Source organism: Gordonia sp. 852002-50395_SCH5434458 (assembly GCF_001665905.1).
Taxonomy (GTDB): domain Bacteria; phylum Actinomycetota; class Actinomycetes; order Mycobacteriales; family Mycobacteriaceae; genus Gordonia; species Gordonia jacobaea.
Genome location: NZ_LZTC01000001.1, coordinates 21009 through 35956, shown reverse-complemented (window position 1 = coordinate 35956; position 14948 = coordinate 21009). Strand labels below are relative to the sequence as shown.

General features: G+C 67.4%; 15 protein-coding genes. 5 read left to right on the top strand and 10 right to left on the bottom strand.

Translation table 11 applies throughout. The features are described 5' to 3' along the window. Positions 1-106 precede the first annotated feature (106 nt). Together A5785_RS00160 and A5785_RS00155 are read left to right on the top strand one after the other, a co-directional pair. Positions 107-547 carry a hypothetical protein gene (locus tag A5785_RS00160; RefSeq protein ID WP_231895397.1) on the top strand — a complete coding sequence of 147 codons (441 nt, stop codon included), beginning with the start codon at positions 107-109 and terminating at the stop codon, positions 545-547. Beyond that, the gene (locus tag A5785_RS00155) at positions 544-1770 is read left to right on the top strand and encodes an alpha/beta-hydrolase family protein (RefSeq protein WP_005205257.1); all 1227 of its coding nucleotides are present in this window, start codon (positions 544-546) and stop codon (positions 1768-1770) included. Before A5785_RS00160 ends, A5785_RS00155 begins: the two co-directional genes overlap by 4 nt. Here A5785_RS00155 and gatA read toward each other — a convergent pair. The 3 genes from gatA to A5785_RS00140 all read right to left on the bottom strand — a co-directional run bounded on the left by gatA (position 1722) and on the right by A5785_RS00140 (position 4396). Continuing rightward, a complete protein-coding gene (gatA, locus tag A5785_RS00150) occupies positions 1722-3221 on the bottom strand; it encodes an Asp-tRNA(Asn)/Glu-tRNA(Gln) amidotransferase subunit GatA (RefSeq protein WP_064864015.1) in 1500 nt (499 codons plus the stop codon). The genes A5785_RS00155 and gatA overlap by 49 nt on opposite strands. Then, on the bottom strand, positions 3218-3547 hold the full coding sequence (gene gatC / locus A5785_RS00145) for an Asp-tRNA(Asn)/Glu-tRNA(Gln) amidotransferase subunit GatC (protein ID WP_064864013.1): 330 nt from the start codon (positions 3545-3547) through the stop codon (positions 3218-3220). The genes gatA and gatC overlap by 4 nt, the downstream gene beginning before the upstream one ends. 258 nt (positions 3548-3805) lie before the next feature. Next, positions 3806-4396, bottom strand: coding sequence for an antibiotic biosynthesis monooxygenase (locus A5785_RS00140; RefSeq protein ID WP_064864023.1), 591 nt, complete (start codon positions 4394-4396; stop codon positions 3806-3808). A 57-nt stretch (positions 4397-4453) separates the two neighbouring features. On the opposite strand from A5785_RS00140, the gene A5785_RS00135 reads away from it, so the two are divergent. Continuing rightward, positions 4454-5122 carry a hypothetical protein gene (locus A5785_RS00135; protein ID WP_064864021.1) on the top strand — a complete coding sequence of 223 codons (669 nt, stop codon included), beginning with the start codon at positions 4454-4456 and terminating at the stop codon, positions 5120-5122. A gap of 42 nt (positions 5123-5164) precedes the next feature. Here the strand turns inward: A5785_RS00135 and A5785_RS00130 are convergent, their stop codons facing one another. Next, positions 5165-5488 (bottom strand): nuclear transport factor 2 family protein, encoded by a 324-nt coding sequence (locus tag A5785_RS00130; protein ID WP_064864011.1) that lies wholly within the window; start codon positions 5486-5488, stop codon positions 5165-5167. A 98-nt stretch (positions 5489-5586) separates the two neighbouring features. Next, entirely contained in the window at positions 5587-6366 is a 780-nt protein-coding gene (locus tag A5785_RS00125; RefSeq protein ID WP_064864009.1) for an SDR family oxidoreductase, read from the bottom strand. A 75-nt stretch (positions 6367-6441) separates the two neighbouring features. Here A5785_RS00125 and A5785_RS00120 point away from each other — a divergent pair, with 75 nt between their 5' ends. Then, a complete protein-coding gene (locus A5785_RS00120) occupies positions 6442-7353 on the top strand; it encodes a LysR family transcriptional regulator (protein ID WP_064864007.1) in 912 nt (303 codons plus the stop codon). Here A5785_RS00120 and ligA read toward each other — a convergent pair. After that, positions 7322-9442: an NAD-dependent DNA ligase LigA gene (gene ligA, locus A5785_RS00115; protein ID WP_064864006.1), complete on the bottom strand. Its 2121-nt coding sequence runs from the start codon at positions 9440-9442 to the stop codon at positions 7322-7324. The two genes, A5785_RS00120 and ligA, sit on opposite strands and share 32 nt — an antisense overlap. Positions 9443-9508: 66 nt before the next feature. On the opposite strand from ligA, the gene A5785_RS00110 reads away from it, so the two are divergent. Further along, complete coding sequence (locus A5785_RS00110) at positions 9509-9892, top strand: MmcQ/YjbR family DNA-binding protein (RefSeq protein WP_064864004.1); 384 nt, start codon at positions 9509-9511, stop codon at positions 9890-9892. A gap of 181 nt (positions 9893-10073) precedes the next feature. Here the strand turns inward: A5785_RS00110 and A5785_RS00105 are convergent, their stop codons facing one another. From A5785_RS00105 to A5785_RS00090, 4 genes are all read right to left on the bottom strand, one after another. Continuing rightward, the gene (locus A5785_RS00105) at positions 10074-11108 is read right to left on the bottom strand and encodes a vitamin-B12 independent methionine synthase (protein WP_064864002.1); all 1035 of its coding nucleotides are present in this window, start codon (positions 11106-11108) and stop codon (positions 10074-10076) included. A gap of 11 nt (positions 11109-11119) precedes the next feature. Next, entirely contained in the window at positions 11120-12265 is a 1146-nt protein-coding gene (mnmA, locus tag A5785_RS00100; protein WP_064864000.1) for a tRNA 2-thiouridine(34) synthase MnmA, read from the bottom strand. Further along, positions 12265-13473: a cysteine desulfurase family protein gene (locus A5785_RS00095; protein WP_064863999.1), complete on the bottom strand. Its 1209-nt coding sequence runs from the start codon at positions 13471-13473 to the stop codon at positions 12265-12267. The genes mnmA and A5785_RS00095 overlap by 1 nt, the downstream gene beginning before the upstream one ends. Before the next feature lie 75 nt (positions 13474-13548). Continuing rightward, positions 13549-14925: an FAD-binding oxidoreductase gene (locus A5785_RS00090; protein ID WP_064863997.1), complete on the bottom strand. Its 1377-nt coding sequence runs from the start codon at positions 14923-14925 to the stop codon at positions 13549-13551. Positions 14926-14948: the final 23 nt, after the last annotated feature.

Below are 14948 nucleotides of genomic sequence, written 5' to 3'. Positions count from 1 at the left end.
CACGGGTCAAGACCGCTGACCAGATCCTCGACTCCATCGCCCACTACTGCACACGAATTAATGACTCAGGACACTAGCTGCCCTCCCACCCGACTTCGCTCCGACGATGGGGTACCGACCGGTGCTCGACGACGGCAAGGCGAGCAATCCTCATGGCGGCTGCTCGTCACCGGTCCCCATGCCCGCGTCGTTCGAACCACTCTGTCGCACTCATGATTTCGGCTATGACCTGCTGCGCTACTCGGCGCGGGTCGGCCATCCGTTGGGCGCCTGGGCGCGACTTGGCCTCGACACGTCGCTCGTGACGCGGATGCGTGAGACCTGTCACGACCCGCTGTGCGGGGGTGCGGCCGAGCTGGCACGCGTAGGACTCGGACTCAACACCTGGCACGAAGGCGAGGGCCCGCCACAAGACCGCAACAACCTCCTCACCGCGACGTTCTCGGCGATCGGACACCTCGTCCACGGCGATATCCACGGCGATCCCGACCGGAACAGCGACGCCGAGCGCGATGGCGCACAGGCACCGTCGGGGGCGACACGATGACGATCCCGGGGACCGATCGAGCACTCACCGCGCCTTCACCACCCCATCCGGCGATCGCCTGGGCGATCGTGCTCGCCGCCGGGGTAGGTCTCTGGCCGTCTCCTCTTCCGCGGACGCCGTGGCTCGCGGGCGTCGTGGTCGCCGTATGCGCCGCCGTTGCCGTGAGCGCCACGATGGTCGGGCTCAGACTGTGCCATCGTTCGCGGCGTGCGACTCGATGGTCACCAACCATCGCGGCGGGTGCGTTCCTGACGGTCGCGGCCGCGGCAAACATGTGGTGGCAGAACGGGATTCGCAGCGAGCTGGGCTACGCCCCGGTCGGCATCGAGTGGTTGGCGTTCCTGATCGGGCCGACACTAGCGGTGGTCGCCGCGATCGTCTGGCTGCCACGGCTGAGCGCGCTGGCCGTGGCAGGCGCCGTTTCAGTTGTCGCCGGACTGCTCACGCCCGCCTCGGGCACAGCGTCGGCGTCGACGTTGAGCGCCCAGGTGACCAGCGCGCGCGACGCGAATGCCCTTGTGCAGCAATGGGTCGACGCGGGCGGCCGCGGCGACGACGCCGTGCTGATCGCGGTCCCGACGGGCTCGGGTTGGATCGACGCCGGTGCGGTCACCGCGATCGGTGAACGCGTCGGCCGGATGCACACCATCACGCCCCGCTACGCGTCGACGCAGTCGTGGCGGGCGTTCGTCACCGACCGGGACGCCGCCGGACGCGCGTCTGTCGCTGTCGTTGCGGCAGTGACCTCCGCACTCGATTCCGTTCCCGCACAGCAACGTCCGCGCATCATCCTGTACGGCCAGAGCCTCGGCGCGATCGGAGCGGAGACGGCGCGGGTCTGGGCCGACGACCATCGACCCGGCACTGTCAGTGCCACCGTTCTCTCCGGGGTTCCCGCGGACACCGTCGCGACGCACACGCACGGATCGCCGCGCATCGTGATGGCGAACGCGACCGATCCGGTGACCACCTGGTCGGCGGCGGAGATCTGGCGCACTCCGTCACGCCCCTCCGAGACGGTCACTGTCGGCAAACCCACCCGCCGCGTCCCGTGGCTGCCCGTGGTGACGTTCGTGCAGAACTCCGCCGACCTCGCGGGATCGCTCGACGGTCCCGCAGGCGTCGGCCACCGGTACTCGGGGCTGGATCAGGCCCGAGGCCTGCCCGGAACCGATCAGACGATCGGACCGCGGGCGGCCTCGTATGCAGCGCCCACCCGGTAGAGCCGGTCGTCGGCGAGTGCGGGAGCCATGATCTGCAGTCCGACGGGCAGCCCGTCGTCTGCCGACAGACCCGACGGCACCGACATCGCCCCGACACCCGCAAGATTCACCGGGAGTGTGCACAGGTCGAAGAGGTACATGCTCAGCGGATCGTCGACCTTGTCGCCGATGGGGAACGCGGTGGTCGGCGTCGTCGGCGAAACGAGGACGTCGACGCTCTCGAACGCCGTCGAGAAGTCGCGCGCGATCAGTGTGCGGACCTTCTGTGCCTGGCCGTAGTACGCGTCGTAGTAGCCCGACGACAAGGCATAGGTACCGATCATGATGCGGCGCTTGACTTCCGGACCGAATCCGGCCTCGCGTGTCAGTGCCATGACCTCTTCGGCGCTGTGCTTACCGTCGTCGCCGACGCGCAGCCCGTACCGCATGCCGTCGAAGCGAGCGAGGTTCGACGACACCTCACTGGGGAGGATGAGGTAGTAGGCGCCGAGAGCGTAGGTGAAGTGCGGGCAGGAGACCTCGACGACCTCGGCGCCACGCTCGGTGAGCGTGGCGACCGCCTGCTCGAACGAGGCGAGCACGCCGGGCTGGTAGCCCTCGCCCTGCAGCTCGGTCACGACGCCGACCCGTACACCCGTCAGATCACCGGACGCTCCGGCACGTGCGGCGCCGACGACGTCGGGTACGGCAACGTCGATCGAGGTGGAATCGCGCGGGTCGTGTCCAGCGATGACCTCGTGCAGCAGCGCGGTGTCGAGGACGGTGCGGCCACACGGGCCACCCTGATCCAACGACGACGCGCAGGCGACGAGTCCGTAGCGGGACACCGTGCCGTAGGTCGGTTTGACGCCGACCGTCGCGGTGACGGCGGCGGGCTGACGGATCGAGCCACCGGTGTCGGTGCCGATCGCCAGCGGCGCCTGGTACGACGCGAGCGCCGCGGCGCTGCCACCGCCGGAACCGCCCGGAATGCGCGAGGTGTCCCAGGGATTGCGCGTCACCTGATAGGCGGAGTTCTCGGTGGAACTGCCCATCGCGAACTCGTCCATGTTGGTCTTGCCGAGGATCGGGATGCCCGCCGCACGCAGCCGCGCGGTCACGGTCGCGTCATACGGAGGAACCCAGCCCTCGAGGATCTTCGAGCCGCACGTGGTGGGCGCGTCGGTCGTGGTGAACACGTCCTTGAGCGCGAGCGGCACGCCGGTGAGCGGCGACGACGCCTCACCGGCCGCGACAGCGTCGTCGGCGGCCTTGGCGGCGACGAGCGCCTCGGAGCCACTCACATGCAGAAACGCACCGAGCTGGTCGTCGATCTCGGCGATGCGGTCGAGGTGCGCCTGGGTGACCTCGACCGACGAGAGCTCTCGGGACGCGATCTTCTCGCCGAGTTCTGCGGCCGAGAGTCCGGTGATGTCTGTGGCGGCGCGGGTGGCCGGTGTCTGAGAACTCACTGTTCCTCCCCCAGGATCTGCGGAACGGCGAACCGGTCCTGCTCGACGGCGGGCGCACCGGAGAGCGCCTGTTCGGTGGTCAGGCCGGGCTTGACGACGTCCTCACGCAACACGTTGGCCAGCGCCGCCGGGTGGGCGGTCGGGGGAACGTCGTCGGCAGCGACCTCGGAGACCTGCGCGACATGCGTCAAGATCGAATCGAGCTGTTGGGCATAGAGATCGAGCTCGACGTCGCTCAGCGCGAGCCGCGACAGCCGCGCCAGGTGCGCGACCTGCTCACGCGAGATCGTCGAGCCTGCGTCCTTCGACCCAGATCCGTCAGACATTTGAAGAGATCACGTCCTTCCTCACCAACAAACCCACCGGCATCGGCGAAAGCGCACCGACAACCCCATCAAGCCTAGGCGACGACGCTCTCGGCCGATTCGACGCGGTCCTCGACGATGAGCTTGCCGACGAGGCGCGACCCCGACCGCGAATACACGTGTTTCTGACACACGCGCGCGAAGCTTCGCTCGCACCTGTCAGAAGCACGTGTTTTCTCCGGGCCGGGAGTGTCAGTCGGCGACCACATTCGACGCTCCTCAATGGAGCCACGGCTTGAGTCGACGGGTGATCCACGGCAGCACCAGGTACACCATGAGCGGAGTGTTGATCAGTGTCGCGATCAACGTCTTGAGCACCAGGGGCATCCCACCGAGATGGGGAATCACCAGGAAGTTGATCAGCAGAGACATCGGGAAGAAGCCCAGCCAGATGGTGACCGCCTGCTTCCACCGCGGCGGCGGTGCGCCCATCACCCGGACCGCGTTGGTCAGCGTCGACTGTGGTTCGAACCACCCCTCGATACCCGAGAGGCGATGCGTCGCATACTCGACGGCCACACCCTCACCGCGCGACAACCACGCTCTGCGCACCGGCGAGGAGTTCCAATCCTCGAGCGCATCGTCGTCGGCGAAGCGGTAGACGACGTAGTACTCGTCGGGCTTGCTGCTCGACCGCAACCATCCGCCGCCGAGGAAGCCGGGGAACGTGCGGGCCAGCGCGATCCCGGCGTCTGTCCAGGTGACGAAGTCGTGTTCACGCCCTGACTCGATGCGTCGCGCGACGGACGTCGTGACGTGCTGTGTGGCGGGCGCGTCGTCGTGATCGGGAACCGAAACCATGTCCTCCATCGTGGCAACAGCGCGCGGCCTATGCCATCCGAGCACGCCCGCGGCCACGGTGCGACAATGTCGCACGTGTCATATCTGCTGCGCGTGTACCTCGAGGACCGCCCTGGCAGCCTCGGACTGCTCGCCGTGCAGCTCGGGTCCGTCGGCGCCGACATCCTGTCTCTCGAGGTCGTCGAACGGGGCGACGGTTACGCCGTCGACGACCTCGTCGTCGATGTCACACCCGGCTCGCTCCCCGATGCGTTGATCACGGCGGCCGAACGGGTCACCGGCGTGCGCGTCGACTCCATTCGTCCCTACAGCGGGCTACTCGACACTCACCGTGAACTCGAACTGGTCGACCAGGTGGCCACTGCAGACCATGACCGCCTGCAGGTCCTCGTCGACAACGCACCCCGCGTACTGCGTGTGTCGTGGGCGATGGTCGTCACCAGAGCCGCAGGTGGCGTGCTCTCGCTCTACGGCAGCTCCGGTGCGCCCGAGACTCCGCTGACCAGCGCTGACTGGCTTCCGCTCAGCGAGGCCGCGCAGCTCGATCCCGACGCCGACTGGGTGCCCGGGGCCTGGCAGGAGATGGACACCCGCATGGCCGCGGCCCCTCTAGGTGATGGCAGGAAGGCCCTGCTGCTCGGCAGGATCGGCGGGCCCGACTTCCGGCCGTCGGAGATCGCGCGTCTCGGCTACCTCTCGGGCATCGTCAGCACAGTGCTCCGCACCGAGACGTAGCCAGCTGTCACACACCTGAGCGGGAATTGACGAGACGACGAGTCACTCGCGAATTGTCATGCGCGACAGCTTGTCTCCGCTCACGGTGTAGGTGAATGTCGACGGGCCATTGAATCCGTCCCCGCCGACAGTCGCGATGACGACGGTGTCGGCATCGGTCGTGGTGACCTTCGTGACGTCGAGAGTGACGTTCTTACCGATGAATTCGTTGTCGCTCCAACCGGTGATCGCGTCGGGTCCGGTGAAGACCCGACCCCAATCGTCGACGGAGCCGTCCGGCGTAAAGGCGTCGAGAAACGCCTGCAGATCGCCCGCGTTCGTCGCGTCGATCGACGCGGCGACGGGAGCGGGTAGCGAGGTGGTCATGTGATCTCCTTGATGAATCGCGTCGGGCAGGCACTCGGATCCGCAAGCAATCCATCGGTGCCAGGTGAGCAAGTACGGCCAGATCCAGTCTGACCGGGTCAGCGCGTGGTGTACCCCCCGTTCGCGAAGATTGTTTGTCCGGTGATCCAGTGCCCTTCTGTCGCAAGGAAGGTCACGATCGGCGCGATGTCTTCGATTCGGGTGAGCCGGTTTCCCATCGCCTGTGACTTGTGGAATTCCACACGCTCCGGCGTCTCTTGCGGATAGAAGAACGGCGTGTCCATCGGTCCGGGTCCGATGTTGTTGACCGAGATGCCGCGATCGGCGAACTCCTTGGAAGCCGCGCGGGCGAAGTGCTCGACAGGCGCCTTACCGCCGGCGTACGTCGAGTAGCCGTCGGTGTAGGCCGCGAGCAGAGAGGTGACGATGGTGATGATCGCACCGTCGTCGTTGAGTCGCTTTCCTGCTTCCTGAAGAAAGAAGTACGCAGCCTTAGCATTGATGTCGAACATCGAATCGTATTCGGCCTCAGTCGTTTCGACGATGGGCTTGCGCAGCACCTTGCCAACGGTGTTGACCGCGATGTCGACGCCACCGAATGCGCCGACAGCCTCGTCGAAGAGCGCGGCGACCGCGGCAGGAGCGGTGAGGTCTCCCTGAACGATGATCGCCTTGCCGCCCAGCTCTTCGACCGCGGCCGCGGTCTTCTCCGCCTCCGGCCTGCTGGCATCGCTGTTGTAGTGGACGGCGACGTTGGCGCCGTGTCCCGCGAGATCGCGCGACACGAGTCCACCGAGATTCTTCGCACCTGCCGCCACGACGGCACTCTTGCCGTCGAGAGGGCGAGTGAGAACGGATGAGCTCTGATTTTGCGTCATGCCTCCGACGGTAGGAATCCCGATACTCCAATTCAATCGGATCTTGCTGGACTTTACTCAAGTAAGATTTGCGCTATGTCCGAGTTGGGAGACGCTGCCGCACTGGACACCCGACGGCTCGAACAGTTTGTCGCCGTCGCGCAGGCGGGGACTCTGGCGGCAGCGGCAGAGCAGACGTTTCTCACTCAGCAGGCGCTGTCGACGGCATTGCGCCAACTCGAGCGCGAGGTCGGCGTCGCGTTGTTCGACCGGTCGGGTCGACGACTCGTGCTGACCGCGGCAGGCGAGGATCTCCTCGAGGGGGCGCTTCCACTACTCGCGGGCGCGCGCGGACTCGCGCGATCGGTCCGACGTCGAGCAGCCGGGGTTCCCGACCCTTTCACCATCGGACACTCACCCGCCCTGTCGGGCGACGAGGCCTTCGCGCTCATCGAACCCGCGCTCAAGCTGCATCCCGACGTATCGGTGACGCTGATCAAGACTTTTCCCGACCGGTTCACCGACCAATTGTTGTCGGGCGAGATCGATCTCGTGATGCGTCGCGGTGTCGAGACACCGCCGCAACTGACCTCGTCGATCGTCACCTACCATCCGCTGCGGCTGGCGATGGCGGCCGACCATCGCCTGGCCGACGCAGACACCATCTCGGTGCGAGATCTCGTGGACGTGCCCATCGTCGTGTGGGCTCCGGAGCGGCATTCCTTCTACACCGACTTCTTGGTCGCGCATCTGCGCCGCAGCGGCGTGGAGCCGACGTTGCGCGTCTGCCGTGTCCAGGGTGCTCCACCCGCGACAGCAGTACTCGTCGACAACAGCGCTGTCGCGTTCGTGACCGATCCCGCCGGCGCCAGTCACGAAAGTCGGGTCATCGTCAAGGATTTCGACTATCCGCCGCTGACCCCGGTGCAGGCGCTGTGGCTGCCGCACACGGTTTCAGCGTTCAGGTCATCACTGCTCAACTCGGCTCCGGGTCAGACTCCGGAATAGCACGCGCAGGCCCCTCCCCCGTTTCCAGCAGACGCTTGAAATCGTCTTCGTCGAGCACGGGCACGCCGAGTTGTTCGGCCTTGGCCGCTTTGCTGCCGGGCGCGTCGCCGACGACCACGTAGTCGGTCTTCTTCGATACCGACCCCGACGCCTTGCCGCCGCGCGCCAAGATGGCCTCCTTGGCGCCGTCGCGGGAGAAGTCCTCTAGCGAGCCGGTGACGACGATGGTCTTGCCCTCGAGTGTGCGCACGATGGACTCGTCGCGCTCGTCCTCCATGGAAACCCCTGCAGCACGCCACTTCTCGACGATCTCGCGGTGCCAGTCGACGGCAAACCAGTCGTGAATGCTCTGCGCGAGGGTTCCGCCGAGTCCCTCGACGTCGGCGAGTTGTTCGGGCGTCGCGTCTTCGATCGCCTGTAGCGAGCCGAATTCGGTTGCGAGAGAACGCGCCGCGGTGGGGCCGACGTGACGGATCGACAGCGCGACGAGCACCCGCCAGAGCGGAACATCCTTGGCGCCTTGCAGATTGACGAGCAGACGCTTACCGTTCGCCGAGAGCTTGCCGTCCTTGGTGGTGAACAGGTCGACCTTGGCGAGATCGTCGGCGGTCAGTGAGAACAGGTCGCCCTCGTTGACGATGACCCCCGAGCTCAGCAGTGCGGTCGCTGCCTCGTACCCGAGCGCCTCGATGTCGAAGGCGCCGCGGCCCGCGAGGTGGAACAGCCGCTCGCGCAGCTGCGCGGGACAGGATTTCGCGTTGGGACAACGGATGTCGGCGTCGCTGTCTTTCTCGGGCCGCAGCGTGGAACCGCATTCCGGACAGCGCTCCGGCATCACGAATGCGCGCTCACTACCGTCGCGCAACTCCACCACCGGACCGAGCACCTCGGGAATCACGTCGCCCGCCTTGCGGATGGTGACCGTGTCGCCGATCAGCACACCCTTCCGGCGGACCTCCGACTCGTTGTGCAGCGTGGCGCGCGAGACCGTCGAACCTGCGACGAGCACCGGTTCCATGAAGGCGAACGGCGTGACGCGCCCCGTTCGGCCGACACCGACCTTGATGTCGAGCAGCTTGGTGGTGGCCTCCTCGGGCGGGTACTTGTACGCGATCGCCCAGCGAGGAGCGCGCGAGGTGGAGCCGAGCCGACGCTGCTTCGCGAAGTCGTCGACCTTGACGACGATGCCGTCGATCTCGTGCTCGACGTCGTGGCGGTGCTCGCCCCAGTAGGCGATACGGTCGAGGATGGCGTCGGCTCCCGACACCTTGGTCGTGTGCGTCGACACCGGTAGCCCCCACGCCCCGATGGCAAGGTAGGCGTCGTGCAGAGACTTCGGTTTCCAGCCCTCGGTGTGGCCGAGCCCATGGCAGATCATCCGGAGCCGACGTCTGGCTGTGATCTGCGGGTTCTTCTGCCGCAGTGAACCCGCCGCGGAGTTGCGGGGGTTGGCGAAGGGGGCTTTGCCGTCGTCGACGAGCGATGCGTTGAGCGCCTCGAAATCCTCGACGCGGAAGAACACCTCACCGCGGACCTCGAGAACATGCGGGATCGGGTACTCGTCGGTTGCGGACAGCCGCGCCGGGACGTCTTCGATGGTGCGGGCGTTGAGCGTGACGTCCTCGCCGGTGCGTCCGTCGCCGCGGGTGACGGCGTGGTCGAGTACGCCGTCGATGTAGACCAGCGCGAGCGCGACGCCGTCGATCTTGAGTTCGCACAGGTACTCGGTGCCGACACCGACCTCCTCCTCGACCCGCGAGACCCACGTGCGCATCTCGTCGCCGTCGAAGACGTTGTCGAGTGACAGCATCCGTTCGAGATGGTCGACCGGGGTGAACGCCGTGGAGAATCCCCCACCGACCAGCTTGGTCGGCGAATCGGGCGTTGCGAGCTCGGGATGCGTGTCCTCGAGTTCCTGCAGTCGACGCAGGAGATGGTCGAACTCGCCGTCGGAGATGATCGGCGCGTCCTTGACGTAATAGCGGAACTGGTGGTCGCGTATCTCTTCAGCGAGCTTCGACCACTGCTCACGCAGATCCGCGCTGGGATCCCTCGTCGTGGGATCCGTGGTTCCGACGTCTTGTGCCACCCTCAAAGACTATCGAAGGGCACCGACACGCCCTCCCGCTCGGCTACCGTCCCCTATCGTCGACCTATGCCGCACCCCATCGCGTTCGACGATGCCGATCCGCTGCTCGGCCGAGTGCGCACGATCGCACTCGCGCTACCCGACGCCACCGAGGTCGTCGCACACGGCCGGCCGACGTTCCGCTGCGGGAAGATGTTCGGCACCTACGGCGGAAGCGTCAAGGGCGGCGAGCGCCACGACCAGTCGGTGCTGTTCATTCCCGACGACGCCGAACGCGACGCCCTCGTCGACGATCCGCGGTTCTTCCTCCCCGCGTACGTCGGCGTGTACGGCTGGCTCGGACTGCTTCTCGACAAGAAGACCGACTGGGACGAGGTCGCCGAGCTTCTCGACGCGAGCTACCGCCAGGTGGCGCCGAAGAAGTCGTTGGCCAAGCTTCCGCCACTCTGAGGCGTCCACGGGTCTTCCGGACTGAGCGACCGACCCACCGGGACGCATGAATGTGTGTCGAATCCGAGGATGTGTGTGCTGCAGCACCCACATCTTTCGAAACGACACACATTCAGGTGAGCGCCTGGCCCCACCAGTCCCCCGCCGCCCCGACCTCGGCCGCCAGCCCTCCACGCAGCCGTCACAGCGCCTGCGGGTCCTCCGAAAGCAGATCGCCTGCGCGTGCGCAGATGCCCAGGGCGGTGCGTGCCCACGCGGGCGACGCCCCGGCCAGACCACACGTCGGAGTCGCGATCACGTTGTCGGACAGCACTTTTCGATCCAGCCCGATGCGATCGGTGATCGCGGCCAACCCGCTGGCGACCGTTTCGGCGCGGGCGCGTCGGTCGGCCCGCTGCGCCGACACCACGCCCGCGACGAGGACATCCCCACGTTCGATCAAGGCACCGATTCCGTCGAGGGTCTCGGTGTCGAGCACGTCTGGCCCCGAGGAGATCGCGGCGTCGAGCACCACCGAATGTCCGACGCCGTGCAACCGCCCGATCAGATCCCAGCGGGGCGCTCCGCAGTTGTGCACGATCGCCGGTCTACCCACCTGTTCGACGATGCCCGCGAGCGCGTCCACCATTTCGGGCAGCGGGATCGCGCGGATCGGATCGAGGCGGGTCAGCGGAGTCACCGTGCCGTCGAGGACGGCGCCGATCAGAGGTTCGTCGAGCTGCACGGTCACCTGCGCGCCGAGACGTCGGGCAACCTCCTGAGCGTGCTCACGCAGCCCCTCGGCGGTCGACTCGACGACGTCATGCCACGCCCCGACGTCGCGGAGCACCTTGTGGCCGTTGGGCAGCTCGACCGAGGCGGAGAAGGTGAACGGCCCGCACACCGCCACCTTCACACTCCGCCCGGTACCGATGAATCCCGCTGTGTCCCACAGTTCTTCGAGTGCGTCGAGGTCGAACCGCAGATAGTCCGACGCCGCTCGGGTGACGGCGGAGGGTCGTGCCGCGAGACGATAGCCCCACGGTCCGGCGTCGATCGGCATGTCGACGAGCAGGGTGCCCATCCGGCCGACCATGTCGGCCCCGATCCCGCGCGCGGGCAACTCGGCGAGGTAGGTGAAGTCGAGTTCGCCGCCCACGATCGCCGCGGCCTCTGTCGGATCGGTGCCCGGCATGGAGCCGACACCCGTACCGACACCGGTCGGCAGCGACGTCATCACATCACCGGTCAGTGCGCACTCGACGACGCACCCGCGACGGCCGCGTCGCTGCGACGCACGTGCGAGGTGCCCGCGATACGACCCGAGCCGACGACGAGATCGCCTCGCTCGGCGTCGGGCAGGTACAGCACGGCCGCCTGGCCACGTGCGACGCCGGTCAGCGGCTCGCGCAACTCGATGTCGATTCCGGGCCGTCCGTCGTCGCCGGTGATCGGTGTCGCGACCGCCTGCGCGAGCCCACCGTGCGCGCGCACCTGAACGATGCACTCGATCGGGCCGCTCGGAACCTGTCCGGACGTCCACACGGCCTTGGTGGCGCTGATCGACCAGACCTGCAGATTCTCTGCGGCCCCGACGGTCACGGTGCCCGATTCGGGGTCGATGTCAGTGACGTAGCGAGGACGCCCGTCGGCGGAAGGCGCCTCGATCCCGAGTCCCTTGCGCTGGCCGATGGTGAAGCCGTGTACGCCCTCGTGGTCGGCGAGACGTTCGCCCGAGTCGGCGTCGACGACGGCACCGGGACGCACACCGATACGTGCACCGAGGAACGCTCGGGTGTCGCCGGTCGGGATGAAGCAGATGTCGTGTGAGTCCGGCTTCGACGCGACCGACAGGCCGCGTCGGGCCGCCTCGTCGCGGATCTGCGGCTTCGAGGTGTCGCCGACCGGGAACATCGCCCGCGACAACTGCTGCTCGGTCAGGACGGCCAGCACGTACGACTGGTCTTTGTCATCGTCGACGGCGCGACGCAGCTCGCCGTCGGCGAGTCGTGCGTAGTGACCGGTCGCGAGGGCATCGAAACCGAGCGCGACCGCCTTTTCGGCGAGCGCGGAGAACTTGATCTTCTCGTTGCAGGTCAGGCACGGGTTGGGCGTCTGCCCTGCCGCGTAGGCCTCGACGAACTCGTCGATCACGTCGTCTTTGAACTTCTCCGCGAAGTCCCAGACGTAGAACGGGATACCGAGGACGTCCGCGGCGCGGCGCGCATCGTCGGCGTCCTCACGTGAACAACATCCGCGAGAGCCGGTGCGCAGGGCCCCCGGCGCCGTCGACAGCGCGAGGTGCACGCCGACGACCTCGTGACCGGCGTCGACGGCACGTGCCGCGGCGACGGCCGAATCGACTCCTCCGCTCATCGCTGCCAGTACGCGCATCAGTTCCCCTTCCCCGAGGTAGTGGAGACCAGTCCGGCGACGCGGGCGCGGTCGACAACCTCCCCGATGATCTCGGCGACCGACTCGATGTCGGCGTCGGTGGTGGAATGAGAGAGCGAGAAGCGCAGCGACCCGCGCGCGTCGGCCATGCTGACCCCCATCGCCAGCAACACGTGGCTGGCCTGGGCAACGCCTGCGGTACACGCCGAACCCGTCGAGCACTCGACACCGTTGGCGTCGAGGAGCATCAGCAACGAATCCCCTTCGCAACCCGCGAACGACACGTGCACGTTGCCGGGCAGTCGACGATCGTCGCGAGGCCCGTTGGCGGTCGCTCCGTCGATCGAGAGCAGCACGTCGAACAGGCGATCCCGCATGGCGGCCACCTGCGGCAGCGTCTCGTCGAGGGTGTCGACCGACCGTCGCAGCGCGGCAGCCAACCCGACGATCCCCGGTACGTCCTGGGTGCCCGATCGCAGATCCCGCTCGTGACCGCCACCGTGGAGCAACGGAACACACTCGACGTCGCGGCCGAGAAGCAGCGCGCCACATCCGTACGGTCCACCGAACTTGTGCCCGGCAATACTCATCGCCGATAGCCTGCTGCCCGCGAAGTCGACGGGGATGTGACCGGCGGCCTGCACGGCGTCGGAATGGACGGGAACGCCGAACTCGATACCGAGCGCCGCGATCTCGCTCACCGGCTGGATCGTCCCGACTTCGTTGTTGGCCCACATCACCGAGATCAGTGCCGTCTGCGCTGCGTGCTGCTCGAGTTCGGCACGCACGTGCGCGACCGACACCGCACCCTCGGCATCGACCGGGATCACGACGAGTTCGGCGTCGTCGTTGTCGGCCAACCACTGCGCGGCGTCGAGCACGGCGTGATGCTCGACCGCGGACACCATGATTCGACGACGCTGCGCGTCTCCACGCCTGCGTGCCCAGTAGATGCCCTTGATCGCCAGGTTGTCGGCCTCGGTGCCGCCGCTGGTGAAGATCACTTCCGACGGCCGCGCGCCGAGTGCCGACGCGACGGTCTCGCGGGCTTCCTCGAGGCGACGCCGGGCACGACGACCCGAACCGTGCAACGACGACGCGTTACCCGGCTGGAGGTAGCAGGCGGTCATCGCCTCGAGTGCCTCCGGCAGCAGAGCTGTCGTCGCGGCATTGTCGAGGTAGACCGGGGCGCGGGATGACGTGGACATACGCACCCCAGGATAAACGCGCGAACACCCGGGACCAATTCCGTCGTGCGGAGTCGGGTTACAGCGGACCGGGTCTCAGCGGACGACTTGGCCCACAGCGAGCACGCCGGCGGGGTCGTGCTGGAGTGCCAGCGCCGCCAGCCAGGCCGCCGTCTCCTCGTCGTAGCAGGACCGGACGCGCTCGGGGTCGGCGCTGGCGGTGAAGTTGGGAAGTCGTCCGCCGGTCGCCCACGCCGACATGTCGCCGAGCAGCCGGTCGGCGTGCCCGGGCACGATGTCGGCAATCGGTGGCACCAGGACGCCGACGACGTGCAGATTGAGCGCGGCGTCGCGGTGGCAGACCGCACTGTCGGGTCCGCGTTGCTCGGCGAACGCCCCTCCGAGCAGCCTCAGTTCCACCAGCAGTAGCGGCGAAGCGACCTCGGGTCCCACGTGGTCGAGCAGCGTGCGCACCGCGTCGTCGGGCAGCCCCGACAGCAACATGCCGTTCTCGTACGCAGGCTTCGGATCGGTGGGGTCGGCATGGATCATGCCGACGGCGGCGTAGGGCATCGTGCCCACCGCGTCGAGAATCGGGGTCGCCACCGCGCGCATCGGCGCGAAGGTCGACGCCGCGGTGTCGGGGTCGGCGACGCTGGCGTAGCGCACGGCGACAGTGAGCTTGCCCGCGAGCATCGGCGGAACCCCCGGCATGTCGGGCAGCCGCAACAGCGCGATCGACGTCGACGCCTCGCGGGGAAGATCCTGCGTCCACCGTTGCCATGCCGCGAGCACCGACGGCGCGTCGACTCCGTCGAAATAGACTGCGCCGCCATAGAATTCAGCGATCGGCAGCAATTCGATCTCCAACTCCGTGACGATGCCGAGCGTCGCCTTCCCGCCCCGGCAACCCCAGAACAGATCGGGATCTGCATCGGCGCTGACCCGCCGGACGAGCCCGTCACCGGTGACCATCTCGATGGCGCGGACATAATCCGACGACACCCCGACCGACCGGACGAGCGGCCCGATACCGCCGCCGGACAGAAATCCCGCTACGCCAACGCCCGGCGCCGATCCGCACAGCGGCGCGAGTCCGAACTGCGCTGCCGCCTCGATGACCCGCTGCCAGCGGACGCCTGCACCGACCCGTGCTGTCCGCGTTGCTGGATCGATCTCGCATGTGTCGAGCGCACCGGTCCGGACCAACAACGACCGTCCGTCGGTCGGCGTCGCGCCGTGTCCGGTGGCATGGACGGCAACCGTCATGTCGTTTGCTGCAGCGAACGCGACTGCCGCGGCAACATCGTCGCTGCCTGCCGCGTCGACGACCGCCCACGGGCGCCGCGACACCGAGGCGTTGAAGCTCACGGTCGCATAGCCCTCCTCGGAGGGACGGAAGACATTTCTTCGAATCCTGGCGCGCAAACCCGCGATGTCGGCTTGGTCGATCCCGGTCGGTGTCTGGGTCATGGCGATACTCCTCGAATGTGCAC